Below are 24,226 nucleotides of genomic sequence, written 5' to 3'. Positions count from 1 at the left end.
CGTCAAAAAACGGGCCGTACGCAGCAATGGTGTTGCATACGGCCCGCTACCAGCAGGTTTATAAAACCCCTGAGGTCCCTGTCTCCACAATTGACCTAGAAAAGGCGCTCAGTCTGCAGAAAGTTTCCGCAAAAGCTCACGCGGTGCAGTGGACAAAGTCCATGTTTGCGAATGGCCTCGATATGCTCGGGGCTTGCATAGCCCTTCGACTCGGCCAGATGGTACTCGGGATACTCGGCGTCGTACTCGACCATCATCTCGTCACGCGTGACCTTGGCCATGATGGACGCCGCGGCGATGCAGGCGATTTTGGCATCACCCTTCACCACATCGCGCTCGTTAGGAACGGCGCCCAAGGGGTTGCCATCCATGAGGACGCAGTCGGGTTCAAGTCCCGTATCGGCCACGGCGCCCGCAACGGCAGTACGGATAGCACGGGCCATGCCCATCTCATCGATATCCGCAGGAGCGATATGGCAAAAGCCGATGGCAGTCGCCACCTCGGCTATCTTCACCGAGAGCAGCTCGCGGCGCGCGGGCGTGAGCTTTTTGGAATCGTTGATGCCCCAGATGCGCGGCTCCATCGGAAGACACACGGCACACACGGTCAAGGGACCCGCTACCGAGCCACGGCCCACCTCGTCGACGCCCACGACCACACCATCACCGCCGAGCTCATGCATAAGCTGATACATGCCGTTGACGCGCTCGCGCTCGGCAAGCTCTTTGGCATGGCGTTTGAGGGCACGCTCGCAAGCCTTGATCACCTGCTGGCGCGGATCCTCGCGATAATGCTCCACGAGGGCAGGAATCTCCTCAAATGTAGCGCTCGCCAACTCACCGGCAACCTGCGATGCCGAAACCGAGCTCGTCATGTTGGCCATACCAGGCCCTCCTTGCATGCAAATCAGATAAAAAGAAGGGCCACCCGAAGGTGACCCTTGTGTCCAAACGAGTGGACAGACGCTGCGATCTTCTTAGCGCTTCTCGGGGATGCGAGCAGCCTTGCCCACCTTGTCGCGGAGGTAGTACAGCTTGGCGCGACGGACGCGACCATGACGAACGACCTCGAGCTTGGCGATCTTGGGGCTGTGAAGCGGGAAGGTACGCTCAACACCGACACCGAAGGACATCTTGCGGACGGTGAAGGTCTCGCGGGCACCGGCGCCGGCCATGCGGATGACGTCGCCCTGGAAGACCTGGATGCGCTCGCGGTCGCCTTCCTTAATGCGGTAGTGAACCTTGACGTTGTCGGCGACGCGAACCTGAGGAATGTCCTCGCGGATCTGCTGACGCTCGATTGCGCGGATGTAATCCATGTGCAATTCCTTACTCTTCTAGAGGTGCCGTACCACCTTGGCCGGCACGTAGTTGAACAAACGTATTCGAGTATACACGCGCGGGTTTCTGCTGCAAGAACATTTTTTTACGCAGACAAAAAGACAAAACCCGCACATGATAACCGCCCGTCTCACAATGAGACGGGCGGCATGAAGGGGGCTACGCTAGGCGTCTAAACCCAAAACGTTAGGCGGAACGCTTGGCCTCGAGCTTGGCCTGGGCGGCAGCCAGGCGCGCGAGGGGCACGCGATAGGGCGAGCAGGACACGTAGTCCACGTCGGCCACGTTAAACAGGCCCTTGATGGACTTGGGGTCGCCGCCGTGCTCGCCGCACACGCCAAAGTGCATATCGGGATTGGTGGCGCGGCCCTTCTCGACGGCCAAGCGCACGAGCTCCAGCACCGCCGTGTCGATGGTCTCGAAGGGGTTGTCCTTCAGGATCTTCTTGTGCAGGTACAGCGGGATGAACTTGGCCTCGGCGTCATCGCGCGAGAAGCCAAAGGTCGTCTGGGTGAGGTCGTTGGTGCCAAAGCAGAAGAAGTCGGCATGATGGGCGATCTCGTCAGCGACCATGCAGGCACGCGGCAGCTCGAGCATCGTGCCCACGGGAATATTGAGCTCGACGCCTTCCTCGGCGGAAACCTCGGCGATCACGCGCTCGATAACCTCGCGGGTCTGGACATGCTCGGCCGTGATGGAAACGAGCGGAACCATGATCTCGGGGCGCGGGTCGACACCCTCCTTGATAAGGCGGGCAGCAGCCGTGGCGACGGCGCGAACCTGCATGAGCGGCAGATCGCCAAAGACGACGGACAGGCGCACGCCGCGCAAGCCCAGCATGGGGTTGGACTCGACCATGCCGTCAATGCGACGCAGGCGGGCGCGCAGGGCAGTGAGCTCCTCCTCGGGAGCGCCGGCGGCCTCCTTCTTGGTGATGGCGATCTCGAGCTCGCGAGGATTATCCAGGAACTCATGAAGCGGCGGATCGAGCAGGCGGACGACCACATCGCGACCGGACATGGTCTTGAACATCGCCAGGAAGTCCTCGGTCTGAACCTTGAGCAAGTCGGCCAGGGCCTGCTGCTTCACGGCCTCATCGTCAGACAGGATAAAGCTCTGGATGATGTTCTTGCGATCGCCCAGGAACATGTGCTCGGTGCGGCACAGACCGATGGCCTCGGCGCCAAACTCGAGCGCGAGTGCAGCATCCTCGGGGTTGTCGGCGTTGACGCGCACGTGGTTGGCGTGACCGTCGGTCTCGTCCAAACGGATCTCATCGGCCCAAGACAGGATGGTGTCCAGGTCGCCGGTGAGCTCTGCAGAGACCAGGTCGACCGCGCCGTCGACAACGATACCCTGGGTGCCGTCGATGGAGACGACATCGCCCTCGCGCAGCACGCGGTCGCTGCCCTCGATGCGCACGACCTTCTCTGCCTCGTCAATGTGGAAGCGCTCAACGCCGCAAACGCAGGGCGTACCCATGCCGCGGGCGATAACGGCGGCATGGCTCGTCTTGCCACCGTGGCTGGTCAGGATGCCCTCGGCGGCGACCATGCCCTTCAGGTCGTCGGGGTTGGTCTCCCAGCGGACCAGAATGACCTTGTGGCCCTCGTTGGCGCGCGCGACGGCGTCATCACTCGAGAACACGACCTCGCCCACGGCGGCACCAGGGCTGGCGTTAAGGCCGCTGGCCAGGGCCTCGTACTTCTTGGAGGCGTCGAACTGCGGGTGCAGGAGCTGGTCGAGCTGCGCGGGATCGATGCGGCTCACAGCCTCCTCGCGGGTGATGAGGCCCTCCTCGACCATTTCGATAGCAATGCGCAGGGCGGCAGTGGCGGTGCGCTTGCCCACGCGGGTCTGGAGCATCCAGAGCTTGCCCTGCTCGATGGTAAACTCGATATCGCACATATCGCGGTAATGATCCTCGAGCGTCAGGAACACGCGCTCGAGCTCCTCGCCTGCGGACTCGAGGCCCGAGGTGGTCTTGAGGTCGGCGATGGGCTCGGTGTTTCGGATGCCGGCGACGACGTCCTCGCCCTGGGCATTCACCAAAAAGTCGCCATAGAACTCCTTGGTTCCGTCGGCCGGGTTGCGCGTAAAGGCGACGCCGGTCGCCGAGGTCTCGCCCTTGTTGCCAAAGGCCATGGCCTGGACGTTGACGGCGGTGCCGAGCTCATCGGAAATGCCATGCTGCTTGCGGTAGATGCAGGCGCGCTCGTTCATCCAGCTGCCAAAGACGGCCTGGATGGCAAGGCGCAGCTGAAGCTCCGGGTCGTGCGGGAAGACGGGCTTGCCGTCAGCGACCTCGAGCTCGGGATACAGGGCAGCCTCGACGTTCTCGGAGAAGATGCCCTTGAAGGTCTCGACGAGTTCCTGCAGGTCCTCGGCCGAAAGCTCGGAATCGACGCGAACGCCGGCGACCAGGCGGGCCTGGGTCAGGGCATTCTCGAACAAGTCGGCATCGACACCCATGACGACGTTGGAGAACATCTGGATAAAGCGACGATAGCTGTCCCAGGCAAAGCGCGGGTTTTGCGTCTGGGCGATAAGGCCCTGAACGGAGTCGTCGTTGAGGCCCAGGTTGAGAACCGTGTCCATCATGCCGGGCATGGAGAACGGAGCGCCCGAGCGAACCGACACGAGCAGCGGATCGGAGGCGTCGCCGAGCTTCTTGCCGCAGCGGGCCTCGAGGTCCGTCTCGGCGGCAACGATCTCATCGAGTGCGCCTTCGGGCCAGACGTTGCCGGCACCGGAGTACTCGACACAGGTCTGGCAGGTAATGGTAAAGCCACCGGGAACCGGCAGACCGATGCGGCTCATCTCGGCAAGGTTTGCGCCTTTGCCGCCAAGCACGAAGTTCATGGATTTGTCGCCCTCAGTGACACAGGTGCCCTGGGCGTCGGTTCCAAAACGGTAAACCCTCTTGCAATCGCTCACGATACTTCCCCTTCCATGCGCTTACGCGCACGACCGTGGTAACGAATCGACCCGCCGGATGCGGGCCGTGAGGGAACTATACGGCGGGTTTTGGACAGGCTTGAGCAGAGGGTGCGCGGTTTGGTAAACGTGCTAAAACCGGCGGTAAACGGTAGGTAAAGGTGGTTACCTTATGAAGATACCACTACAAGGAAAGTGCAGGTCGGATGCGATGTTTTTGCTAAATCGCTTTACCATTTATCAGCATTATTTCCAAGTATTCTCTTTGGTTAGCTAAAAGAGCCCCGTCCCAAATTAGCTACCCAAACAACCTTGTCCCAAGTGAGCTACTTTTGTTGAGCGCGGCGGACGGCACGGCGGGCTCTTGCCTCTTGAATCTCTTCAAGGTGAGCAATGATCTCGGCAGCGCTTTCCTCGATGGCTTTGCCGTCGGTACGCACAACAAAGCAGCCTAAGCGCTTCATGAGAGCACGAGCTTCCTCAAGCTCGCCGCGCACGCTCTCGGGCTCGGCATAGGAGCCGGCAACGGCACGGGCGTAGTCATCGCCCAAGCGGCTATCGCGAATTTCGGAAATCACATCGACGGTCGAAATCAGGCCGAACAGGTGCATCGGGTCAACCTCGTAAATCGACTTGGGCGGCTCCATGCCATGCGCCAGTGGGACATTGGCGACCTTGTAGCCCTGATAGGCTAAATACATCGACAGCGGCGTCTTGGATGTACGCGACACACCCAGCAGCACGATATCGGCACCCGACAGATCGTCGCAACCACGACCGTCATCGTGCTCAACGAAATACTCCATGGCCTCGATACGATGGAAATAGCGGTCATCGGTCTTGTGAATCACGCCCGCAACGCACTTGGGCGGCACACCGATGAGCGACGACAGCACGGCAAGCGTCGGGCCGATCAGGTCGACCGAACGGATATGCAGCATACCCAGGTAATCGAGCACGCGGGCGCGAAGCGCCGGATCGACAATGGTATGGAACACGGCGACATCGCGATGGTCGGCATCGACGCGCGGCCCCACAAATGACTTGACCTGCTCCACCGAGGTCACCTTGGGCAGGCGCAAGAGACGAAAAGCCCCTTCATCAAATTGCCCGGACGCCGCAAGCACCACCTCACAAGCGGTATCGCCGAGCGAATCGGAGATAACGATAACGGTGGGACGAGCGGTGACCGGGCAATCCATGCGGGGCTCCTTTTGCGCTTATGCGCAGGCTGGCTTACTTTTTGCGGGCAAGCTCACCGATGTTGGCGATGCCGGAGAAAACGGCCTCGAAGCGGTTGAGCAGCTTAAGGCGATTATCGCGAAGCTGCTCGTCCTTGTCCATGACCATGACCTCATCGAAGAAACGGTCGATGGGCGCACGCAGGGCGGCGAGGGCGGCAAATGCGGCCGGGTAGTCCTCGGCAGCAAGGGCGGCATCGACGGCAGTCTGAGCGGCCTCGGAGGCGTCGGCAAGCGCAAGCTCAACCTCGCCCATCAGGGCGCGGTCGTACTCCGCACCCAGCTCGGGCTTGGAGATATGCGCGGCGCGGGCATAGGCGGTCGCCAGGTTGTCGAACGTCTCAGCGTCGTTCTTGCGGGCCTCGTCGAGGGCGGCGCAGCGGGCGAAGAAGACGGACGGGGCGATAATGTGCACCGCGGAGACGGCGGCAACGGTATCGGCCGGGATCTTTTCGTCGCGGGCCATGCTCACCAGGCGGCCATGGAAGAAGTCACGAACCTGCTGGGCGACCTCGGCGGCGTCGAACTCAATGCCCTGCTCGCTATAGAGCTCGAGCGCAAAGTCGATGAGCGACGTAGGATCGATCGACAGACGGTCGCGCAGGATGTTGATGATACCGATAGCGGCACGACGCAGCGCGTAGGGATCGGAGGAGCCAGTCGGGGGCTCGCCGATGGCAAAGATACCGGCGATGGTATCGAGCTTGTCGGCGCAGGCCACGATGCAGCCAGCGGTGCCCTCTGGCAGCTCGTCGCCGGCAAAGCGGGGACGATAATGATCGCGAATGGCGTGGGCAACCTCGTCGTTCTCCCCCATCGCGGTCGCGTAATAACCGCCCATCACGCCCTGCTGGCTCGTGAACTCGACGACGGCGTTGGACACCAGGTCTGCCTTGCACAGGTGCGCGGCGCGAGCAGCGTCGGCGGCAAGATGGGCGCCCAGGTGAGCCTCGCGGGCGATGGCGAGCGCGAGCTGCTCGATGCGCTCGGACTTGGCGAGCACGCTGCCGAGCTTCTCCTGGAAAGCGACCTTGGACAGGCGCTCACGGAACTCGTCGAGGGAGATCTTCAGGTCCTCCTCGTAGAAGAACTTAGCGTCGTCCAGACGGGCGCGCACGACGCGCTCGTTACCGTCGATCACGCGCTCGGCGTTCTCGGGCTTGCTGTTGGAGACGACCACGAACTCACGCGTAAGCTTGCCCTCGCCGTCATAGATCGGGAAGTAGCGCTGGTTGGTGAGCATGGACTCGCAGATGATCTCGTGCGGGACCTTGAGGAACTCCTCGTCGAAGGTACCGACGAGCACCGTCGGCCACTCGCAGAGGTTAATGACCTCCTCAAAGACCTTCTTGGGCGTGTCGACATGGCAGCCGGGGCGAGCGGCCTCGACCTCGGCGATACCGGCAAGGATGGCCTCACGACGACGCTCGGCAGAAAGCACGCCGGCGTCCTCGAGCACCTGCTCGTAGGCGGCGGGGCTAGCGACAACGTGGTCACCGGGGCCAAGCACGCGATGGCCGCGCGTAGTGTTGCCGCTCGTCACGTCGGCAAACGACACGGGCACAACATCCTCGCCCAGAAGGCAGCAGATCCAGCGGACCGGGCGCACGAAGGTGGCGTGCTCGTGGCCCCAGCGCTGACTACGGTAGTTGGGCCACTGCAGGCCGGCGATGGTCTTCTCGCACAGGGCCGTCAGGATCGGAGTAGCCGGAGCGGAAGGAATGTTCTTCTCGGCAAAGACGTACTCACGGCCGTCGGTGTCCTCGCGACGGACCAGATCCTCGGCAGCCACACCGCACTTGCGGGCGAAGCCCTGGGCGGCCTTGGTGGCGTTACCGTCAGCGTCGAAGGCGATGTTGGCCGCAGGGCCACGCTTGACCTCGTGAACCTCATCGGTCGCAGTGGCGACGTTGGCCACGAGCGCAGCCAGACGACGCGGACTCGAGATCACGCGGACCTCGCCATGGGCCAGACCGGCCTCGTCGAGGCCCTTGGCGATCATGGTGCCAAGCTGCTTGACAGCATTGTTCAGCGGTGCGGAGGGCATTTCCTCCGTACCGATCTCAAACAGGAAATCCTTAGCGTCTGCCATGGCTTACGCCACCTCGCCTTCCTGGTCGGCATTCTCGTTGACTCCGGCGACCTCGGCCATATAGGCCTCGCAGCACGCCTTGGCGACGGCGCGGACGCGCAGGATGTAGTTGGCACGCTCGACCGCGGACAGGGCGCCGCGGGCATCGAGCAGGTTGAAAGCGTGGCTGCACTTCATGACACAGTCATACGCTGGCAGCGGCAGCTTGCGCTCCAGGCAGGAATGGCACTCGGCCTCGTAGTCGTCAAACTTCTGACGCATCATCTCGACGTTGGCGACCTCAAAGTTATAGGCACTGAACTCGCGCTCGTTCTCGAGGAACACGTCGCCATAGGTCATGGGCGTACCGTCGGGCAGGTAGCTCCACACCAGGTCGTAAACGGAGTTGACGCCCTGGGCATACATGGCGATACGCTCCAGGCCATAGGTGATCTCGACGGGCACGGGGTCGACCTCGATGCCGCCCACCTGCTGGAAGTACGTAAACTGCGTGACCTCCATGCCGTTGAGCCAAACCTCCCAGCCAAGGCCCCAGGCGCCCAGGGTCGGGCTCTCCCAGTCATCCTCGACAAAGCGGACGTCATGGTCGTTGGGGTCCAGGCCAATGGCGGCCAGCGAACCCAGGTAGAGCTCCTGGGCGTTGACCGGCGAGGGCTTGATGAGCACCTGGAACTGATAGTAGTGCTGCATGCGGTTAGGGTTCTCGCCGTAGCGGCCGTCGGCGGGACGGCGGCAGGGCTGCGCATAGCAGGTGCGCCACTCGGCGGGACCGAGCGAGCGCAGCGTGGTCGCGGTATGGAAGGTACCGGCACCGACCTCGGAGTCATAGGGCTGCATAATGACGCAGCCCTGCTCGCCCCAGTACTGCTGGAGGCGCAGGATGATGTCTTGGAAGGAAAGCGATGAAGCGTTCATGCCTCTAATATCCCCTCGTCGAAACGATTACACGGTTAGGTACTGTACTATAGCGGTTTTTAGTCGATAGCGCCGATGCGGTTGAGCGGCCAGTAGCGCACAAGCGCCACAGCGATTAAATCAGAGCGATCGACGGGACCAAAGTAGCGCGAGTCGGCAGAGTTTTCGCGGTTGTCGCCCATCACCCACACGCACCCGTCGGGAACGGTGTAGGGATAACTCACCTGGGCGCCAGGCGCTTGGACCGAAAGCGGCCAGCTCATGCCGGTCGTATAGTCCTCATCGAGCGCCTGGCCGTCAACGACCACGCGACCGTCCTGCAAATCGACCGTCTGGCCGGCCGTGGCGATAACGCGCTTGACAAGAACATCGTGCTCGGAGGTGCCATCGGGGTTGTGAAACACCACGATATCGCCCTGCTTGACGGGCTGGCCGAGCTCAAGGCTCACCTTTTGCGCCAAGATCTGGTCGCCAATCTCGATCGTGGACTCCATGGAGCCGGTGGGCACCACAAAGGGCTCGACCACAAAGGTGCGGATCAGGAAGGTGGCCACGAGCGCGATTGCGATGACCGCGATCCACTCAAAGGCGCCCCTCAACGCGGAATGCTGCGATGGAACCATTCTCACTCCTCGCTCTGCGAATACGAAGCGTCCAGAATCTCCTGCGCGTATGCGCGCTCCTGGGGCGTAAGCCGCGCCGTCTCGATCAGGTCGGGACGCCAGCGGCAGGTGCGCTCGATGGCATTCTTACGGCGCCAGGCGTCAACCTTGGCATGGTCGCCGCTCACGAGCACCGGAGGCACACCCTGGCCATTGAACTCAGCGGGGCGGGTGTACTGCGCATACTCGAGCAGGCCTCCGTCCTCGGCGGTCGAGAACGACTCGTCGACGTTGCTCATCTCGTCGCCCAGGGCGCCGGGAATCAGGCGTACGACGGCATCGGCAACGACCATAGCGGGAAGCTCGCCGCCCGTGAGCACGTAATCGCCGATCGACAGGCGCTCGTCGGCATACGCATAGGCACGCTCGTCGACACCTTCGTAACGGCTGCACACAAACAGCAGGCGCTCGCTTTTGAGCAGACGCTCGGCCACATGCTGCGTAAAGGGCTCGCCGCACGGGGTGAAGAACACCACCGTCGGCTTGGGGCCCTCGGAGCTGATTGCCTCGATTGCCTCGGCAATGGGCTCGACCTTCATGAGCATGCCCTGCCCGCCGCCGTACGGCTCGTCATCGACGGTACGATGGCGGTCGTGCGTCCAGTCGCGCAGGTTATACGCCTTAAAATCAAAAAGGCCGGCCTTGCGGGCGCGGCCCAAGATCGACGTGGACATAACGGGCTCAAACATCTCGGGAAAGACCGAAAGGGTCTCAATCAGCATGTTGTCCTCCCTACTTGTCCATATCGATCAAGCCATCCATCACGTGGACGGAAATTGTTCCTGCATCGGGAAGATCGAGCACGACCTGCTCGATCACGGGAATCAGTACCTCGCCGTACCGATCGCCTTCGACAACCCAAACATCGTTGGCAGGCGTCGACATGATCTCGACAATCGTGCCGAGAGAACCGAAGCGCTCGTCGACCACCTCGCGACCCATCAGGTCGGTATAGGCGGCGTCGAGCGAATCGAGCTCAAAGTCGTCACGATTTGCCAGCACATAGCATCCCGTGATGCCCTCGGCGGCCGTCAAGTCGTCAATGCCCTCAAACGAGACCAGATCGCCATCGCCCGTATCGGTGACGGACACGACCGTGCAAAAGCGGTCGCGCTTGAGCGCCGGCGGCGTCAGGGCGACGCGCATACCCGGCTCTAATACAGAAGGAAGCCCCCGCAGCGGCTGCGCGAGGACCTCCCCCTTCCTTCCGTGCGGCTTGACCACACGGGCGATGTTTTTGTACTGGGACCTCAAGGTCCTAGCCCAGAACCTCTACCTCGACAGCAGTGTCGAGGCGAGCGGCCAGTGCACGGGCGAGCGTGCGAATGGCCTTGATGGTACGGCCACGACGGCCGATGACCTTGGCGACGTCATCCTCGGCGACCGAAACCTCAATCGTAGAGGCGTCGTCACCATCGATGACCTCAAGGCTCACGGAATCCGGGTCGTCGACGATCTGAACAACGAGATATTCGACGAGATCGGCGATGCGATCTGAGAGCATTGCCTCACCCTCGAGCTGTGCAGCGTCAACCTCAGGCACGATTTACTCCTCGGCGCCCTCAGCGGCCTTAGCGGCCTCGGCCTCTTTGGCGAGCTGCTTCTTGGACTTCTTGACGACGGTCTCGGTCTTCTCGCCCTCGTTGGCGGCCTTGACCAGAGCGGCGACGGCGTCGGTGAGCTGAGCGCCCTTGGACTGCCAGTCGGCGATCTTCTCGAGGTCGAGGTTGATGGTCTTGGGGGCGGTCATCGGGTTGTAGCGGCCAACCTCCTCGATGATACGACCGTCACGCGGGGCGCGGGAATCGGCGACGACGACACGGTAGTACGGACGCTTCTTAGCGCCGTGACGAGCAAGGCGAATCTTGACTGCCAAAGGAAACTCCTCCAACCAAGCAGCTTTAGGCTGCAACTACAAACAAACAGTTGAACATAATACGCCATCGACGCGGGCAGGTGAAGTCCGTGAGACCAACTTCTTCGGTGTAGTCGAGGGCAAATCCATATCTTAGACAAGAATTCGGGATTTGCAAGCACATACACGCACCCCACATGAGCTGCGCGGTATACTCATGACATGGAAAGACGCGAACATACATACGGTTATGAGGATGCCATGGGCGTCACGCCGCCTCCCTGGACGGGTCCGGCGGTGGGCCTCATGGACCTCGATGCGTTTTTTGCGAGCGTGGAGATGCTCGATCATCCCGAATGGCGCGGAAAGCCGCTCATCGTGGGCGGAGACGCCGATTCGCGTGGCGTCGTGTCCACGTGTTCGTATGAGGCGCGTCGCTTTGGCGTGCACTCTGCCATGGCCTCGGCCGAGGCGCGGCGCTTGTGCCCGCAAGCCATTTGGACGCACGGGCACTTTGATCGCTACCGCGAGGTGAGCGCGCAGGTCATGGCGATTCTTGCCGAGGAAACGCCGCGCGTAGAGCGCGTATCCATCGACGAAGCCTTTATCGATATCACACCGGGTCGCTTTGCGCCCGAAGACCCGCTACTGGTTGCGCGGCGTATAAGCGACCGCGTGGCAGCGCTGGGAGTGACCTGCTCCATTGGCGTGGGCTGCAACAAGACGGTCGCAAAGATCGCAAGCGAGCGTGACAAGCCGTTTGGATTGACGATTGTGCGCCCCGGGACGGAACAGCGCTTTTTGGCCACGCTACCAGTGTCTGCCATGAGCGGCATCGGGCGCTCGGCCGAGGAACGACTGCGCCGCATGCGCATCTATACGCTCGGCGAGCTGTCACGCGCGCCGGAATCCACGTTGGCTGCAATTTTTGGCGTCAACGGCGAGTGCATGCGCCAGCGTGCGCTGGGACTCGAAATCTCCGAAGTCACAAGTTTCGATGAAGAGCGTGAGGTTAAATCGGTGAGCAATGAGCGCACCTTTGCGAAAGATTTGACTGAGCGCGGGGACATCGAAGCGGCGATTGCGCTGCTGGGCGAGTCAGTGGGACGCCGCCTGCGCCGTCAGGGACTGACGGGCGCCACGGTGACGCTCAAGCTCAAGTATTCGTATGGCAGCGGGCGTACGGCACAGCGCCGGCTGCCTCATCCGACCGACGATGAGAATATCTTCGTGGCGGTTGCACTCGAACTGCTCGACAACATCTGGCAGGAAGGCATGCATGTTCGCTTAGCGGGCATCGGCATGAGCGACTTCGACCACCAAGGCGGCATCCAGACCGACCTGTTCTGCGAAGTCGACGACCGCGGAGCCCAATCGAGCGACCGTCGCGACCTCTCCGTCGCGATCGATGCCGTCCGAGACAAGTTCGGCGACACCGCCCTATCCTTCGGCCGCCAATCCCGCTTCAACGATTAACCGCCTTTAGGCAAAAAGAAAGCCGGGCAGGTACGGAAAACCGCAACTGCCCGGCGAAATACACGAGGCTAGCTAAAAAGCCCCGTATCAAATGTGCTGTTAGAGGAGGTTGAGGGGGAGCTGGGGGGCGTCACCCCAGAGCTTTTCTAGGCGGTAGAAGTCGCGGGCTTCGGGAGTGAAGACGTGGACGACGACCGAACCGTAGTCCATGAGCATCCAGGTCTTCTGCTCGCGGCCCTCGATGGAGAACGGATGCTCGCCGCAAGCCTCGGCGACCCTCTCCTCGATCTCGTCGACGATAGAATCGACCTGGCGGTTGTTGGTACCGGTGGCAAGCACAAAGTAGTCGCACACGTCGGAAAGCTCGGTCAGGTTGAGCACCTGCACGTCCTCGCCCTTCTTGTCGAAGGCGGCCTGCGCGGCGGCGCGGGCGACATCCTCAGCGGCGACACCGCTCGCAGACAGCGAGGCGGCGGTGCGGTCGGACGTGGCAACGAAACTCTTGTGCTCCACACCTTCAAGAATCTGCTCGTCAGTCATGGTCTCGTCGGCCATGGAATACCTCTTTCTAGACACACCCGAGCTAGCGCAGCTGGGCGTAATGGTTGTAAATCGTAATAGCCGTGGGATAAAGATAGCGCCCGGACTGGATCACATAGACCAGACCCTGCGCAAAACAGGAGAAGAACAACTCGTCAAGCGTCGACTCCCCCACCATCTTGCGCAGCGCGTGGGCATAATCACCATGGCGGTTGGGTTCGATGGCATCGGCCACAAAGACCACCATATCGAGCGGCGTCATGTCGCAGGCACCCACGGTGTGACGGTCGACAGCCTGGAAAACAGCCGGCGACAGCTCGGGGAAAAGCTGCGGAAGCTCATAGGCGGCAACAGGGCCATGCAAAAGCGGCGTCGCGGCGGAAGGAGAGCCGGCAACCTTGATGCCATAGTGAAGCGCGCGGGCCACGAGCTCGTCATCGGAAAGAACCTTGTCCCAATCGTGAATTAAGCCGGCGGCAGCCGCATCAAAGCGGTCAACGCCGTAGACCTCGGCCAGATGAAGTGCGGTCTCGGCAACACCCAGCGAATGCACATAGCGCTTGCGCTTATCTTTCATGCGAACATCGAGCAGCTCTTGAATGCGCTTGAGCAGCGCGCGCTCATCGCCCTCAAACTGATCCTCTACCGACAACGTAGCCCCCATCACTCAAAATCTTCTTGGCCCAAATCGGCATATAGCCTGCGCTTGCGAATGTAGCCGAGCACGGACTCGCTCGTAAGATAGCGCACGCTCATGCCGCGGGCAACTCGCTTACGAATGTTCGTCGAGCTGATCGCCAGCGCCGGAATCTGAATATAGCGCACGTCGAACGGCAGCCCCGACTCTTTGATTCGGGCACGCGCCGTATCGATATCAAAGCCCGGTCGCGTCGCCGCAATAAAGGTAGCAAGCTCAGCGATTCGTTCGGCATCATGCCAGGTCACAATATCGATAATCGCATCGGCGCCCGTAATAAAGTAGAGCTTTACCTGCGGCGGGTAAAAATCGCGAAGGGCATGAAGCGTATCGGCAGTATAGGTTACACCCGGACGGTCAATCTCGAACCGGCTCGCCAAAAAGGCCGGGTTCGCGGCGGTGGCGAGGACCGTCATGGCATAACGGTCCTCGGCAGGCGTAACCGGCTTGTCAAGCTTAAAGGCGGGAGAGCCCGCCGGCATAAAGAGCACAGCGTCCAAGTCGAGCGACTCGCGCGCCTGCTCGGCAGTCACCAGGTGCCCGTAATGAATCGGGTCGAATGTGCCGCCCATAATGCCAAGCCGAAACTCCTTGCCCTCTTTTATGGGCAGCTCGGGCAAACCGATTCCACCGCGCAGCGACATGGCTTACTCGCCCTCCGAGGTCTCGGCATCGTCCGCGGCATCCGCCGCATCGACAACCTCGACGCCCTCATCCGCAGCATCGGCCACGTCAATGGCCTCAACGGCAACGTCCTCGCCAGCGTCCTCGAGCTCCTCGTACTCCGAGAAGTCCTCAGCGCCCTCAAAGTCAAAGGCACGCTGGCAAATGCGGACCTCGTCGCCCGCACGGCAACCGGCCTTCTCGAGCGCGTCGTCAACACCCATACGCGCAAACTTATGCTGCAGGTAAATGACGGCTTCCTCGTTTTCCCAGTCGGTCTGGATGACCATGCGCTCGATAGCACGACCGACCACGCGGAAGGCACCGGGCTCTTCCTGGACAATGCGGAAACGCTTCTCGCGCTGCAGACGGCGACGCTCCCACTCCTCGTCGCGCAAATCGACCGGCTCATCAGAGACCGCCAGCTCGGCGCGAAGCTTAGCCACCTGCTCGCCCACGGCAAGCATCAGCGTGTTGAGGCCGGCGCCCGTCACGGCGGACACGGCAAAGAACATATGGCCGTCGTCGAGTGCCGCACGCTTGAGGTCGGCAATCTTGTCGGCCGTGCCCGGCGCATCGCACTTGTTGGCGACGACGATCTGCGGACGCTCCGAAAGCTCGGCGCCATACTGCTCGAGCTCACGGTTGATGATACGGTAATCCTCAACCGGGTCGCGATCCTCAAACCCGCCCGTCATGTCAACGACATGCATGATGAGCGCCGTGCGCTCAATGTGGCGCAGGAACTGATGGCCCAGGCCCTTGCCCTCGCTTGCGCCCTCGATCAAACCAGGAACGTCGGCAACGACGTAAGAATACTCACCGGCACGCACCATGCCGAGGTTCGGCACGAGCGTTGTAAACGGATAGTCGGCGATCTTGGGACGGGCGGCACTCATGCGCGCGATAAGCGAGGACTTGCCCACCGAGGGGAAGCCCACGAGTGCGGCATCGGCCATAAGCTTCATCTCAAGCTCAATCCAGTGCTCCTCGGCCGGTTCGCCCAGTTGAGCGAACGCGGGCGCGCGGCGCACCGACGTCACAAAGTGCGTGTTGCCCAGGCCACCGGCACCGCCGGGCGCCACGACAACGCGCTCGCCATCGTGCACCAGGTCGGCAATCTCGAACATCGGGGTCTGCGTCTCGGGGTCGAGCTCGCGCACCACGGTGCCCATGGGAACCTTCAGGATCAGGTCCTCGCCGCTCTTGCCGTTACGACGGGCACCCTGCCCGTGCGTGCCGCATTCGGCGCGGAAGTGATGCTTAAAGCGGTAATCGATCAGCGAAGACAGCTGAGCATCGGCCTGGATGACGACATTGCCGCCACGACCGCCGTCGCCGCCATCGGGGCCGCCCTTGGGGACAAATGCCTCGCGCCTAAACGACATGCACCCGGCTCCGCCGTCGCCGCCGCACACGTTAATGCGGCTGATATCGGTGAACTGTGACAACAGAATCGCCTCCTACAAAAACGAGGGAGACCCTTGAATCCTAAAACTCAAGTGCCTCCCACATATGTGCTCTATGAAGGGTGAATTACGCGTTCGCGAGCGGGCGTACGCTGACCCTGTGCTTGATACCCTTGTGGAACTCAACGGTACCGTCGACCAGCGCGAACAGCGTATCGTCCTTGCCACGGCCAACGTTCTCACCCGGATGGATGTGCGTGCCGTGCTGACGGACGAGAATCGTGCCCGTGGTTACCGTCTGGCCGGCATAGCGCTTCGTGCCAAGGCGCTGACCGCGGGAGTCACGGCCATTACGGGAGGAACCGAGTCCTTTTTTGTGTGCCATTGTGTATACCTACTCTTTCGTTACGAGTGTAATCTACTCGGCGACGGGAGCCTCGGCGACAGCCTCAGCCTCTGCCTTGACAGCCTTCTTGGCGCGGGAGGTAGCCTGGACCTTCACGATCTTCAGCTTGGTGAGCTGCTGACGGTGACCCTTCAGACGACGATAGCGCTTGCGCTTGTGGAACTTGAAGACCAGCTGCTTCTCGCCCTTGAACTGCTCAACGATCTGAGCGGTAACCTTGGCCTTGGCCAGCTTGTCGGGATCGGTGACGATCTTCTTACCATCGTTGAGGAAGATGACCGGCAGGGTGACCTTGTCGCCCTCATTGCCCTCGATCTTCTCGACGGTGATGACATCGTCGGTGGCGACCTTGTACTGCTTGCCGCCCGTGTTAACGATTGCGTACATGTTTACTTGCCCTTCATGCATCAGTTAGTGCAACAGCCGAATATAGTAGCAGGCGATAATACCCCCGTCAACGAGTATGTGGAGCAAATCCACAAGTTCGCACAGGTATGGGGCTGACGAGTCGGCCCTCGTCGTCCTCGCATGCTTGATTCTGACGCTCGACATCGTAGGAGCAGATGGTCACGAGGTCTTGCATACCGGTGGAAACAATAGGTGCATCGACGCCCGGGGTCAAGCCCTGCAACAAAACATCAGCAGCTGAAAGCAAAATCTCCGGACGCATAGAGCCCTCGTTGTCGGCATGGGTGTCGAGCATGAGCACCAAATGGTCAGCGCGCTCCCCCGCCGTGAGCTCATAGCCCACGAGCGTGTGATCCAAATCCAAGCGCTTGCTCTTTTTGCCGCGCGCGTAGTCGATGCCATGGCCCGCGCGCAGCGTGTCGATCGCACGACGCACCTCGTCGGCGCTTACGGGCGCCTCGGGATCCAAGTGCAGGTCGATGCGATACGACAGACGCGTAAGCTGAGCCGTCAACGCCGGCGTATGCACGTCGATGTACGCCGCCTCGATGGGTGCCAGATCGACCGGAGACGCCGCAACCAGGCGCCCAAACGCCTCGTCGAGCGCCACGAACTCGGTCATAAACAGGTCATACCACTCGCAAGTCGACGACGTACCCACCGGTAGCGCCGAAGAAAAGCCCACGCGCATGTGCGGAGAGAAGCCCTGCGTGACGGCATAGGGAAGCCCCGCACGGCGCACGATGCGCTCAATGGTATGGATTACTTCGAGATGGCCCAGGTACTTAAGGCGATCGCGCTTGCCATAGCGAACACGAAGCCTAAAGAGCGTGGGGTTGTCGGTCAGGCGCTCACTCATGCGCGATCACCCATCAATACATTCTTGGCGTGGAGCGTGGGGCAGATCCCGCAGCCGGTGCACGACGTGCGGGTGCAGTCGGGAGTCGTGACGCCCTCAAGCGAGCGACGGTACTCGCGCTCGAGGAAGCCGCGCGTGCAGCCGGGGCTCACGTGCTCCCACGGCAGGCGCCAGTCCAACTCGTAGGGCAGGTGCACGAGCTCATTGAGGTCGATGCCGTTTTTGGCAGCAGCCTCCTTCCAGTTATCGAGCGAGAAATGCTCTACCCAGGCGTCAAAGCGAGAGCCCGCGCGCCAAGCATCGATGATGACGGGCGTCATGTCACGACCGGCGCGGGACAGCGCGGCCTCGATGAGCGAAGTCTCGGCATCGTGGTAATGCACGCGGACGGCACGGTTGCGAACGCTCGTGATAAGCAACTTCTGGCGACGCTTGACGTCGTCGTAGTCGAGCTGCGGGCACCACTGGAACGGCGTGGCAGCCTTGGGGATAAAGACCGAAACCGAGATGGACACCGAGATCGAGCCGCGACGAGCCTTGGGCACCACGGAACGACCAAGCTCCAGCACGTGATCGGCCAGATTGGCGATGGCCACGATGTCCTCGTCGCGCTCGCCGGGAAGGCCCATCATAAAGTAGAGCTTCATGCGGTTCCAGCCAGCCTCGAAGGCCGCCTTGGCCGCACGGTCCAGGTCCTCATCGGTCACGTTCTTGTTAATAATGTCGCGCATGCGCTGGCTGCCGGCCTCGGGCGCGAACGTCAGGCCGCCCTTCTTTTCGCCGGCGACCGACTCGGCCATATCCACGCCAAACGAATCCAAGCGCTGCGACGGAATAGACACGCGAATACCCGTATCCTCCAGGCGACGGTTGAGCCTGCCGAGCACGTCACGAATGCAGGAGTGGTCGGTCGTGGAGAGCGAGGTCAGCGACACCTCGTCATAGCCGGTCTTTTCCAGACCCTGAATCACCGACGAGACGATCTGGTCGGCCGAACGCTCGCGCACCGGGCGATACGTCATGCCGGCCTGGCAAAAACGACAGCCGCGAGCGCAGCCGCGCAGAATCTCGATAGACAGGCGGTCGTGAACCAGCTGCGCATAGGGCACGCACGACTGCGACAGCGGATTCGTGGCGCCGAAATCCTCGACGACGCGCTTGTAGACCACGGCCGGAGCATCCTTGCCCTCGCGCGGCACGGTGTAGCCATGCGGCGAGCAGGGCTCGTCGTGACGAATCTCATAGAGCGACGGCACGTAGTTGCCGGCAATGGATGCAAGCTGCTCAACAATCTGCGCGCGCGGGACTCCTTCGTCGCGCAGGCGCCGATGCAGCTGGCAGGTCTCGAGCAGCGATTCCTCGCCCTCGCCGATGAGGATGGCATCGAAGAAGGCCGCGTACGGCTCGGGGTTGTACACCGAGGGGCCGCCGGCGATGATGATGGGGTCGTCTTCACCTCGGTCGGCCGCTAACAGCGGAATGCCAGCGAGATCGAGTGCCTCGAGGAAGTTCGTCACCGCCATCTCGTGCGGCACATGCAGACCGACGATATCAAACGAAGCAACGGGGGCAGCACCTTCGAGCGACAGCAGCGGAATGCCCGCCTCGCGCATGGCGTCACCCATATCGGGCCACGGCACATAGCCACGCTCGCAGGAGATGCCCTCGGCCTGGTTAAGGATGTTGTAGAGGATGGCGATGCCCTGGTTGGGCAAACCAACCTCGTACACATCCGGGTAGATCAGGCAGCAACGGTAGTCGGCATCGGCCTTGGAAAGCGTGCCCCACTCGTGATCGATATAGCGGCTCGGCTTTTCGACCTTGGCGAGCAGCGGCTCAATTAAATGAAAACAGTCTTGGTATGCAACGCGCAACAGAAAACCCCTAAGCAGCGAGATCGGATGCGTCTTGGTAGGACGCCATAGGACGGGTAGCGCCCGCGACCGTGGTCACCAGATCGCGAACGCGGGAGAACGTGGCAGTGACCACCTCGTTGGCACGGCTGTAGTCGACATCGCGCTCGTAGAGCGAAACAAGCGCACGGCCCATGCCATAGGTGCCCGCGGCAGCAGTGAGCGCCTTAACGGCAAACCCAATATGCGGCGTCTGCTTGACGAGCGCGCGGGTGACCGCGCGGATCACAAGACCGCCGGCAAGCACGCCCGCGACCTCGTAGCCGCGCTCAGGCTTAATGCCGCGTCCAAAGACGGCAGCGAGCTCAAAGAGCATGCCCACCTGCGCCAGCGCCATAACGGGATAATCGGCGCCCGGCAAAAACACCAGCGCACCGGTCGCCATATTGGTGAGCGCGCACGAGGTAATGATACGATTAGCTGCTGCGATGCGCATAAAGGCAAAGTTCGCCGCAAAAGCCGTTTCCTTGTCGGTGCGATCGAGAATCCAGCGGGCAAGCGTCTCGAGCAGATACGTCTTATCGGTTGCCGCCACCACGCCGAGCATGGGCGTGGACTCCTCGATAAACGGCACCTCCACAGCAGACTCGGCAAGCACGCACACGGGCGCGCCGGCGATCACGAGCTCCTGCACGGCACTCTCCAGGCGGTCGGAACCACACGAGAGCACCAGTACCACATCGGTATCGGTCTTTGGAGCAATTCGCTCCTCCCCCAGACGCTCGACGCGCACAATGCCCGAGGTCGTCTGCGGCACAAAGGCGTCACGCACCGTCTCAGCAAGAAAGCGCGAGGCGGACGAATCCAGATAGACCGAGACGCGCACCGGCGTATCGGAATCCTTCTTAACGGACGCGCCCATCTTAAAAGCGCGGGTCAGCTTATCTACGGGAATTTTCATAGCAAACCCCTCCAGCGGTTACGCGGCGCCCGAACGATGCCGCCATATGGATTGTACGATACCCACCGTCAGCAGCTGAATCATCATCGAAGACGAACCGAAGCTAATAAACGGTAGCGGAATACCGGTAATCGGCATCATGCCGATGCACATGCCGATGTTTTCGAAGGTCTGGAACGCCCACATGCCAACGATGCCCACACACGATAGGCGCAAGAACAGCGACTCACACTTAAAGGCGACGCGAATCGTCGAAAAGATCAGCAGCACGTAGAGGCATAGGAGCAAAAAGGAACCGCAAAAGCCAAAGGTCTCGGACAGGAAGGCGAAGACGAAGTCGGTGTGGAACTCAGGCAGAAAGCCGCCGGCCGACTGCGTCGCATGGCCCAAACCCTTACCAAAGAAGCCACCCGAGCCAACGGCGATAAGCGACTGCTGCAGGTTGTAGGCATCGTCCGAATCGGCATTATCGGGGTCGATAAAGACCGTCAGGCGGTTCATCTGATACTGCTTGATGAGCACATCGTGGCCGAGCAACGAATCAAAGACCGAATCGAGCGCCAGGACGAGGGCCACCAGGCCCACGAGCAGGGCCAGGGTCGACAGCACCCATTCGCGGCGTGCACCGCTCATGCAGATGACGATGGCGCCCGAGACCAGCACGACCAGGCCCGAGCCCAGGTCGCCCATGGCGACGACGGCCAAAAACGGAATGGACAGCATGCCGCAGAGCTTGACGTAGTCGCGAACGGTATCGATGCGGCCGTTATACTGCGAGCCAAGCGTGGCGATAAAGAAGATGGTGATGAGCTTGGCAAGCTCAACCGGCTGGAATGTCAAGCCGATACCGGGAATCTTGATCCAGCCCGTCATGCCCAGACCGCCCGTATAGGACAGGCCCGGAATCTTGGGCGAGAAGATCACAATAAGGTCAATGACGAGCAGCGCCGTCGAGAAGTTAGAGATGCCGCGCAGATCGGTACGCCAGACGAGCACCGCAAGCACCGCGCCAATGCCAATGCCCAGCAGGTGGCGCGAGAATGAGGCGTCGGCCTTAAACTGTGACGCCGACCAAATAATGATGGCGCCATAGGCAACGAGCGCGACGGTAGCCAGCAGCACACCGATATGCACCTTTTGGCGAAACGTACCGCGCGAGGCCGAAAGTTGCTTGTTGACGCGGTCCAGGCTGCTGCGAGAGCCGGTCTTGGTTGAACGGAACAGATCCGCCGGAGAAAAATCCATCGCAACCTCCTATCGAACCGAAGAATCGCCCGAGGCCGAAGAGGTATCGGGCTCGTCATAAATCGCGCCGAGCACGTCGCGCACGACATGCATCGCGGTATCTGAGCCACCGCCGCCCTGCTCCAGGACAGTAGCGATGACATACTTGGGATCATCGGCCGGCGCATAGGCGCAGAACCACGCATATTCGTCCTCGCCGCTTTTCTCGCCCGTGCCCGATTTGCCGTATACCTGCGGCGTCAGGGTGCCAAAGTGAGCCGCCAGGGACGTCGATGCCGTGTAAATCACGTCGTGCATGCCGTTGCGAACAAGGGCCAAATCCGAATCGCTGTTGATCTTGGCCTCCAAGCGCTTCTTCTTGCCTTTGCCGTTGTACTTATAGGCATCGCCGTCGCCATCGCGCGACACGGCAGACAAAAATACGTGAGGCACGTACTGCTTACCGCCGTTGGCAAGGCCCATGTAGGCGCATGCCATCTGCAGAGGCGTCACCAAAATGTCGCCCTGGCCGATGGCAATGTTGGTCATATCGCCGGCATTCCACTTGCGGTCCTCGGCAGAGGCGTCGGTAAAGTACGACTCTTTCCACTCGGCATCGGGAATACGGCCCGCGCCCTCACTCGGCAAATCGATACCGCAGGTCTTGCCTAGGCCCCAGCGACGAAAGACCTCCTGCAGGCCCTCGGAATGTTGCTCGTCATAAAAGAACGCCTTGCCCATATCGTAGAAGACGGGGTCGCACGAGTTGGCAATACCCGACTGCAGCGTCATGGTGCCGTGTCCAGACGTCAGCCAGCAGCGCTTGCCCCAAGCCTTGCCCAAGCCCGTCCAATAGCCCGTGCAGTTGGTTGTCTGCGTTGAAGTGTAGGTTCCAAACTCAAGACCGGCCAGTGCCGAGAGCGGCTTGATGGTCGAGGCCGACATGTACTGTCCGCTAATGGCGCGGTTGAGCAGCGGGTGCGAACCCTTGTCATCATTGAGCTCGGTCCACACGTCATTTGAGACGCCGCCGATAAAGACGGACGGATCGAACTTGGGCTCGCTCGCCATGCCCAGGATCTCGCCGTTGTTGGGATCGAGACACACCACAGCGCCGTTGCCGGCATTGCTGTAGCCAGTGGTCTTGGCAAGCTCGATGGCGCTCGCCAGCGCCGTCTCACAGGCCTGTTGGATCTTGAGGTCGAGCGTGAGCTTAATGTCGGAGCCGGCCTTGGCGGGCACGGCGCCGGCCTGACCGGTCACATTGCCCGAGGCATCGACCTTGACGGTCTGCTCGCCACGAATACCCTGCAGCAGGTTTTCGTAGTAGCTCTCAACACCCGCCTGGCCCACGATATCGCCCGACTGGTACGTAATCCGGCCAGCAGAAGCATCATCGTCGCCAGAGGTTTTCTTATTCTGGGCCTCAAGCTGCTCGGAGGTAATGGTGCCGGTATAGCCCAAAATGTGACAGGCCGTCTCGCCGTACGGGTACTGGCGCTCGGTACGCTCGGCAATCTTGACGCCCGGGAACTCGCCGGCGTGCTCCTTGATATAGGCAACCGTGGAGCGACGGACGTCCGTCGCGATGGTATGCAGGCTCTGGGCGCCCTCGGAATTGTCCTGAATATTGCGCAGAACCGCCACGTAGGGCATACCGAGCACGTTGGCAAGATGGCGAACCAGAACCTCATCCTCGGCAAGGTCGCGGTAGGCCACGACAGCAAGTGAGGGACGGTTCTGGACAAGTGCCACGCCATTGCGGTCGAGGATGCGGCCGCGCACAGCGGGTGTGGTAACGGTGCGCGTCTGATTACTATTAGCCTGCTTTTCATAATAGTCCGACGAGACCATCTGCATGCCCCACAGCTTGACGGCAAGCGCCGCGAACATCGCGCCCACACCCGTGGTGAGGATGGAGAAGCGGCCCTTAAAGGCGGTCGCCGCGGTATTGCCCTCGCCCTCGGTGGCGCGCGGGGCCGTTCCATGCTGCGTATCGTAGGTAAAACGGGAATCGCCGCGACGCATGATGACCAGCGCGACCACGATGGCCACAACCAGCACGATACCGGCGATAATAACCGTCATCTGGGAAGACATCTACGGGCCTCCCCTATTTGAGCTTACGGGTCTTGGGCTTAAAGCGCATGCCCGTCTGGCGTCCGCCACGTGCGGAGAATCCATAACCGGACTGCGGCACGACGCCGGACATCAAAAACGGAATGGCAACCAGACCCGTCAGGATCGAAGACGGCAGCGCATGGCCGAAGATCGCCACGACAAAGCTCGTCTCCATACCCATAAACAGCAAGATGATGCTGTAGATCACATTAATGACGAGCGCAAAGGCGCCCACAGTGATGCCGCGCGCACTCGGGGTACCGCTCGTTTGACCGGCAGCGCTGTGCACCAGGGCAAAAGAACCCACGGTCAGCAGGAGCGACATAACTCCCACCGGCACGGCAGCGGACAGGTCATAAAACAAGCCGCTGCAAAAACCGCACACGACGGCACGGGTCGGGTCGCCCGAGAACACGCTTAGGCACACCAGGATAATCATGAAGTTGACGCGACCGCCCGCAATGGAGATCTGCGGTGCCAGGCCTGCCTGCAGCAGCACGCACACGATGGCGGCGATTACAAACGTGCGGGAGCTCATCCCCTGCTCGTGTAGATCCATGGACATG

General features: G+C 61.4%; 24 protein-coding genes. 1 reads left to right on the top strand and 23 read right to left on the bottom strand.

Translation table 11 applies throughout. The features are described 5' to 3' along the window. Positions 1-95 precede the first annotated feature (95 nt). The 11 genes from PMW70_RS07850 to rpsP form a co-directional block, all read right to left on the bottom strand. Positions 96-884, bottom strand: a complete 789-nt coding sequence (locus PMW70_RS07850; protein ID WP_118238098.1) for a ribonuclease HII — start codon at positions 882-884, stop codon at positions 96-98. 93 nt (positions 885-977) lie between these two features. Further along, positions 978-1,319 carry a 50S ribosomal protein L19 gene (rplS, locus tag PMW70_RS07845; RefSeq protein ID WP_006236098.1) on the bottom strand — a complete coding sequence of 114 codons (342 nt, stop codon included), beginning with the start codon at positions 1,317-1,319 and terminating at the stop codon, positions 978-980. 208 nt (positions 1,320-1,527) lie between these two features. Then, a complete protein-coding gene (gene ppdK, locus PMW70_RS07840) occupies positions 1,528-4,278 on the bottom strand; it encodes a pyruvate, phosphate dikinase (protein ID WP_271744485.1) in 2,751 nt (916 codons plus the stop codon). A gap of 326 nt (positions 4,279-4,604) precedes the next feature. After that, positions 4,605-5,480 (bottom strand): pyruvate, water dikinase regulatory protein, encoded by an 876-nt coding sequence (locus PMW70_RS07835; protein WP_271744483.1) that lies wholly within the window; start codon positions 5,478-5,480, stop codon positions 4,605-4,607. Positions 5,481-5,514: 34 nt separating this feature from the next. Continuing rightward, positions 5,515-7,611, bottom strand: a complete 2,097-nt coding sequence (gene glyS, locus PMW70_RS07830) for a glycine--tRNA ligase subunit beta (RefSeq protein WP_271744480.1) — start codon at positions 7,609-7,611, stop codon at positions 5,515-5,517. 3 nt (positions 7,612-7,614) lie between these two features. After that, positions 7,615-8,526, bottom strand: coding sequence for a glycine--tRNA ligase subunit alpha (locus PMW70_RS07825; protein WP_006236091.1), 912 nt, complete (start codon positions 8,524-8,526; stop codon positions 7,615-7,617). A 59-nt stretch (positions 8,527-8,585) separates the two neighbouring features. Beyond that, positions 8,586-9,149: a signal peptidase I gene (gene lepB / locus PMW70_RS07820; protein WP_117639939.1), complete on the bottom strand. Its 564-nt coding sequence runs from the start codon at positions 9,147-9,149 to the stop codon at positions 8,586-8,588. 2 nt (positions 9,150-9,151) lie between these two features. Then, positions 9,152-9,910, bottom strand: coding sequence for a tRNA (guanosine(37)-N1)-methyltransferase TrmD (gene trmD, locus PMW70_RS07815; RefSeq protein ID WP_271744477.1), 759 nt, complete (start codon positions 9,908-9,910; stop codon positions 9,152-9,154). Positions 9,911-9,920: 10 nt separating this feature from the next. Beyond that, positions 9,921-10,412, bottom strand: coding sequence for a ribosome maturation factor RimM (gene rimM, locus PMW70_RS07810; protein WP_233546451.1), 492 nt, complete (start codon positions 10,410-10,412; stop codon positions 9,921-9,923). 34 nt (positions 10,413-10,446) lie between these two features. Continuing rightward, positions 10,447-10,692 (bottom strand): KH domain-containing protein, encoded by a 246-nt coding sequence (locus tag PMW70_RS07805; protein WP_171021534.1) that lies wholly within the window; start codon positions 10,690-10,692, stop codon positions 10,447-10,449. Between the two features lie 42 nt (positions 10,693-10,734). Next, on the bottom strand, positions 10,735-11,064 hold the full coding sequence (gene rpsP, locus PMW70_RS07800) for a 30S ribosomal protein S16 (protein WP_271744476.1): 330 nt from the start codon (positions 11,062-11,064) through the stop codon (positions 10,735-10,737). Between the two features lie 201 nt (positions 11,065-11,265). Between rpsP and dinB the strand changes: the two genes are divergently transcribed. Further along, positions 11,266-12,519, top strand: coding sequence for a DNA polymerase IV (dinB, locus tag PMW70_RS07795; RefSeq protein ID WP_271745028.1), 1,254 nt, complete (start codon positions 11,266-11,268; stop codon positions 12,517-12,519). 99 nt (positions 12,520-12,618) lie between these two features. On the opposite strand, the gene rsfS is transcribed toward dinB, so the two are convergent. The 12 genes from rsfS to PMW70_RS07735 form a co-directional block, all read right to left on the bottom strand. After that, positions 12,619-13,074: a ribosome silencing factor gene (gene rsfS, locus PMW70_RS07790; RefSeq protein ID WP_271744472.1), complete on the bottom strand. Its 456-nt coding sequence runs from the start codon at positions 13,072-13,074 to the stop codon at positions 12,619-12,621. A gap of 28 nt (positions 13,075-13,102) precedes the next feature. Further along, positions 13,103-13,636 (bottom strand): bis(5'-nucleosyl)-tetraphosphatase (symmetrical) YqeK, encoded by a 534-nt coding sequence (gene yqeK / locus PMW70_RS07785; protein ID WP_192924102.1) that lies wholly within the window; start codon positions 13,634-13,636, stop codon positions 13,103-13,105. An 86-nt stretch (positions 13,637-13,722) separates the two neighbouring features. Beyond that, positions 13,723-14,400 (bottom strand): nicotinate-nucleotide adenylyltransferase, encoded by a 678-nt coding sequence (nadD, locus tag PMW70_RS07780; RefSeq protein WP_117637231.1) that lies wholly within the window; start codon positions 14,398-14,400, stop codon positions 13,723-13,725. 3 nt (positions 14,401-14,403) lie between these two features. Beyond that, positions 14,404-15,870, bottom strand: coding sequence for a GTPase ObgE (gene obgE, locus PMW70_RS07775; protein WP_271744469.1), 1,467 nt, complete (start codon positions 15,868-15,870; stop codon positions 14,404-14,406). A gap of 85 nt (positions 15,871-15,955) precedes the next feature. Continuing rightward, positions 15,956-16,213, bottom strand: a complete 258-nt coding sequence (rpmA, locus tag PMW70_RS07770) for a 50S ribosomal protein L27 (RefSeq protein WP_006236075.1) — start codon at positions 16,211-16,213, stop codon at positions 15,956-15,958. A gap of 33 nt (positions 16,214-16,246) precedes the next feature. Next, positions 16,247-16,621, bottom strand: a complete 375-nt coding sequence (rplU, locus tag PMW70_RS07765; protein ID WP_035138585.1) for a 50S ribosomal protein L21 — start codon at positions 16,619-16,621, stop codon at positions 16,247-16,249. A gap of 67 nt (positions 16,622-16,688) precedes the next feature. Further along, positions 16,689-17,501, bottom strand: a complete 813-nt coding sequence (locus PMW70_RS07760) for a TIGR03936 family radical SAM-associated protein (protein ID WP_271744467.1) — start codon at positions 17,499-17,501, stop codon at positions 16,689-16,691. Beyond that, on the bottom strand, positions 17,498-19,375 hold the full coding sequence (locus tag PMW70_RS07755) for a TIGR03960 family B12-binding radical SAM protein (RefSeq protein WP_271744465.1): 1,878 nt from the start codon (positions 19,373-19,375) through the stop codon (positions 17,498-17,500). The genes PMW70_RS07760 and PMW70_RS07755 overlap by 4 nt, the downstream gene beginning before the upstream one ends. A 10-nt stretch (positions 19,376-19,385) precedes the next feature. Then, positions 19,386-20,315, bottom strand: coding sequence for a YcjF family protein (locus PMW70_RS07750; RefSeq protein ID WP_006236071.1), 930 nt, complete (start codon positions 20,313-20,315; stop codon positions 19,386-19,388). 18 nt (positions 20,316-20,333) lie between these two features. Further along, on the bottom strand, positions 20,334-21,560 hold the full coding sequence (locus tag PMW70_RS07745; protein ID WP_055249988.1) for an FtsW/RodA/SpoVE family cell cycle protein: 1,227 nt from the start codon (positions 21,558-21,560) through the stop codon (positions 20,334-20,336). Positions 21,561-21,569: 9 nt separating this feature from the next. Further along, the gene (mrdA, locus tag PMW70_RS07740; protein ID WP_117773547.1) at positions 21,570-23,639 is read right to left on the bottom strand and encodes a penicillin-binding protein 2; all 2,070 of its coding nucleotides are present in this window, start codon (positions 23,637-23,639) and stop codon (positions 21,570-21,572) included. Between the two features lie 13 nt (positions 23,640-23,652). Continuing rightward, entirely contained in the window at positions 23,653-24,219 is a 567-nt protein-coding gene (locus PMW70_RS07735; RefSeq protein WP_117840309.1) for a rod shape-determining protein MreD, read from the bottom strand. Positions 24,220-24,226 lie beyond the last annotated feature (7 nt).

Source organism: Collinsella aerofaciens (genome assembly GCF_028209625.1).
GTDB classification, from domain to species: Bacteria; Actinomycetota; Coriobacteriia; order Coriobacteriales; family Coriobacteriaceae; genus Collinsella; species Collinsella aerofaciens_AM.
The sequence above is the reverse complement of the archived record's forward strand: the minus strand, read 5'-3'. Positions and strand labels throughout refer to the sequence as shown.

Excerpts from the sequence above, each read along its gene's own strand:
- PMW70_RS07750 (WP_006236071.1), bottom strand. The coding sequence starts at position 20,315 with ATGAAAATTCCCGTAGATAAGCTGACCCGCGCTTTTAAGATGGGCGCG.
- PMW70_RS07835 (WP_271744483.1), bottom strand. The coding sequence starts at position 5,480 with ATGGATTGCCCGGTCACCGCTCGTCCCACCGTTATCGTTATCTCCGAT.
- PMW70_RS07735 (WP_117840309.1), bottom strand. The coding sequence starts at position 24,219 with ATGGATCTACACGAGCAGGGGATGAGCTCCCGCACGTTTGTAATCGCC.
- PMW70_RS07805 (WP_171021534.1), bottom strand. The coding sequence starts at position 10,692 with ATGCTCTCAGATCGCATCGCCGATCTCGTCGAATATCTCGTTGTTCAG.
- rsfS (WP_271744472.1), bottom strand. The coding sequence starts at position 13,074 with ATGGCCGACGAGACCATGACTGACGAGCAGATTCTTGAAGGTGTGGAG.
- nadD (WP_117637231.1), bottom strand. The coding sequence starts at position 14,400 with ATGTCGCTGCGCGGTGGAATCGGTTTGCCCGAGCTGCCCATAAAAGAG.
- lepB (WP_117639939.1), bottom strand. The coding sequence starts at position 9,149 with ATGGTTCCATCGCAGCATTCCGCGTTGAGGGGCGCCTTTGAGTGGATC.
- mrdA (WP_117773547.1), bottom strand. The coding sequence starts at position 23,639 with ATGTCTTCCCAGATGACGGTTATTATCGCCGGTATCGTGCTGGTTGTG.
- PMW70_RS07760 (WP_271744467.1), bottom strand. The coding sequence starts at position 17,501 with ATGAGTGAGCGCCTGACCGACAACCCCACGCTCTTTAGGCTTCGTGTT.
- rplU (WP_035138585.1), bottom strand. The coding sequence starts at position 16,621 with ATGTACGCAATCGTTAACACGGGCGGCAAGCAGTACAAGGTCGCCACC.
- PMW70_RS07825 (WP_006236091.1), bottom strand. The coding sequence starts at position 8,526 with ATGAACGCTTCATCGCTTTCCTTCCAAGACATCATCCTGCGCCTCCAG.
- rplS (WP_006236098.1), bottom strand. The coding sequence starts at position 1,319 with ATGGATTACATCCGCGCAATCGAGCGTCAGCAGATCCGCGAGGACATT.
- rpmA (WP_006236075.1), bottom strand. The coding sequence starts at position 16,213 with ATGGCACACAAAAAAGGACTCGGTTCCTCCCGTAATGGCCGTGACTCC.
- PMW70_RS07745 (WP_055249988.1), bottom strand. The coding sequence starts at position 21,560 with ATGGATTTTTCTCCGGCGGATCTGTTCCGTTCAACCAAGACCGGCTCT.
- PMW70_RS07850 (WP_118238098.1), bottom strand. The coding sequence starts at position 884 with ATGGCCAACATGACGAGCTCGGTTTCGGCATCGCAGGTTGCCGGTGAG.
- glyS (WP_271744480.1), bottom strand. The coding sequence starts at position 7,611 with ATGGCAGACGCTAAGGATTTCCTGTTTGAGATCGGTACGGAGGAAATG.
- yqeK (WP_192924102.1), bottom strand. The coding sequence starts at position 13,636 with ATGAAAGATAAGCGCAAGCGCTATGTGCATTCGCTGGGTGTTGCCGAG.
- trmD (WP_271744477.1), bottom strand. The coding sequence starts at position 9,910 with ATGCTGATTGAGACCCTTTCGGTCTTTCCCGAGATGTTTGAGCCCGTT.
- dinB (WP_271745028.1), top strand. The coding sequence starts at position 11,266 with ATGGAAAGACGCGAACATACATACGGTTATGAGGATGCCATGGGCGTC.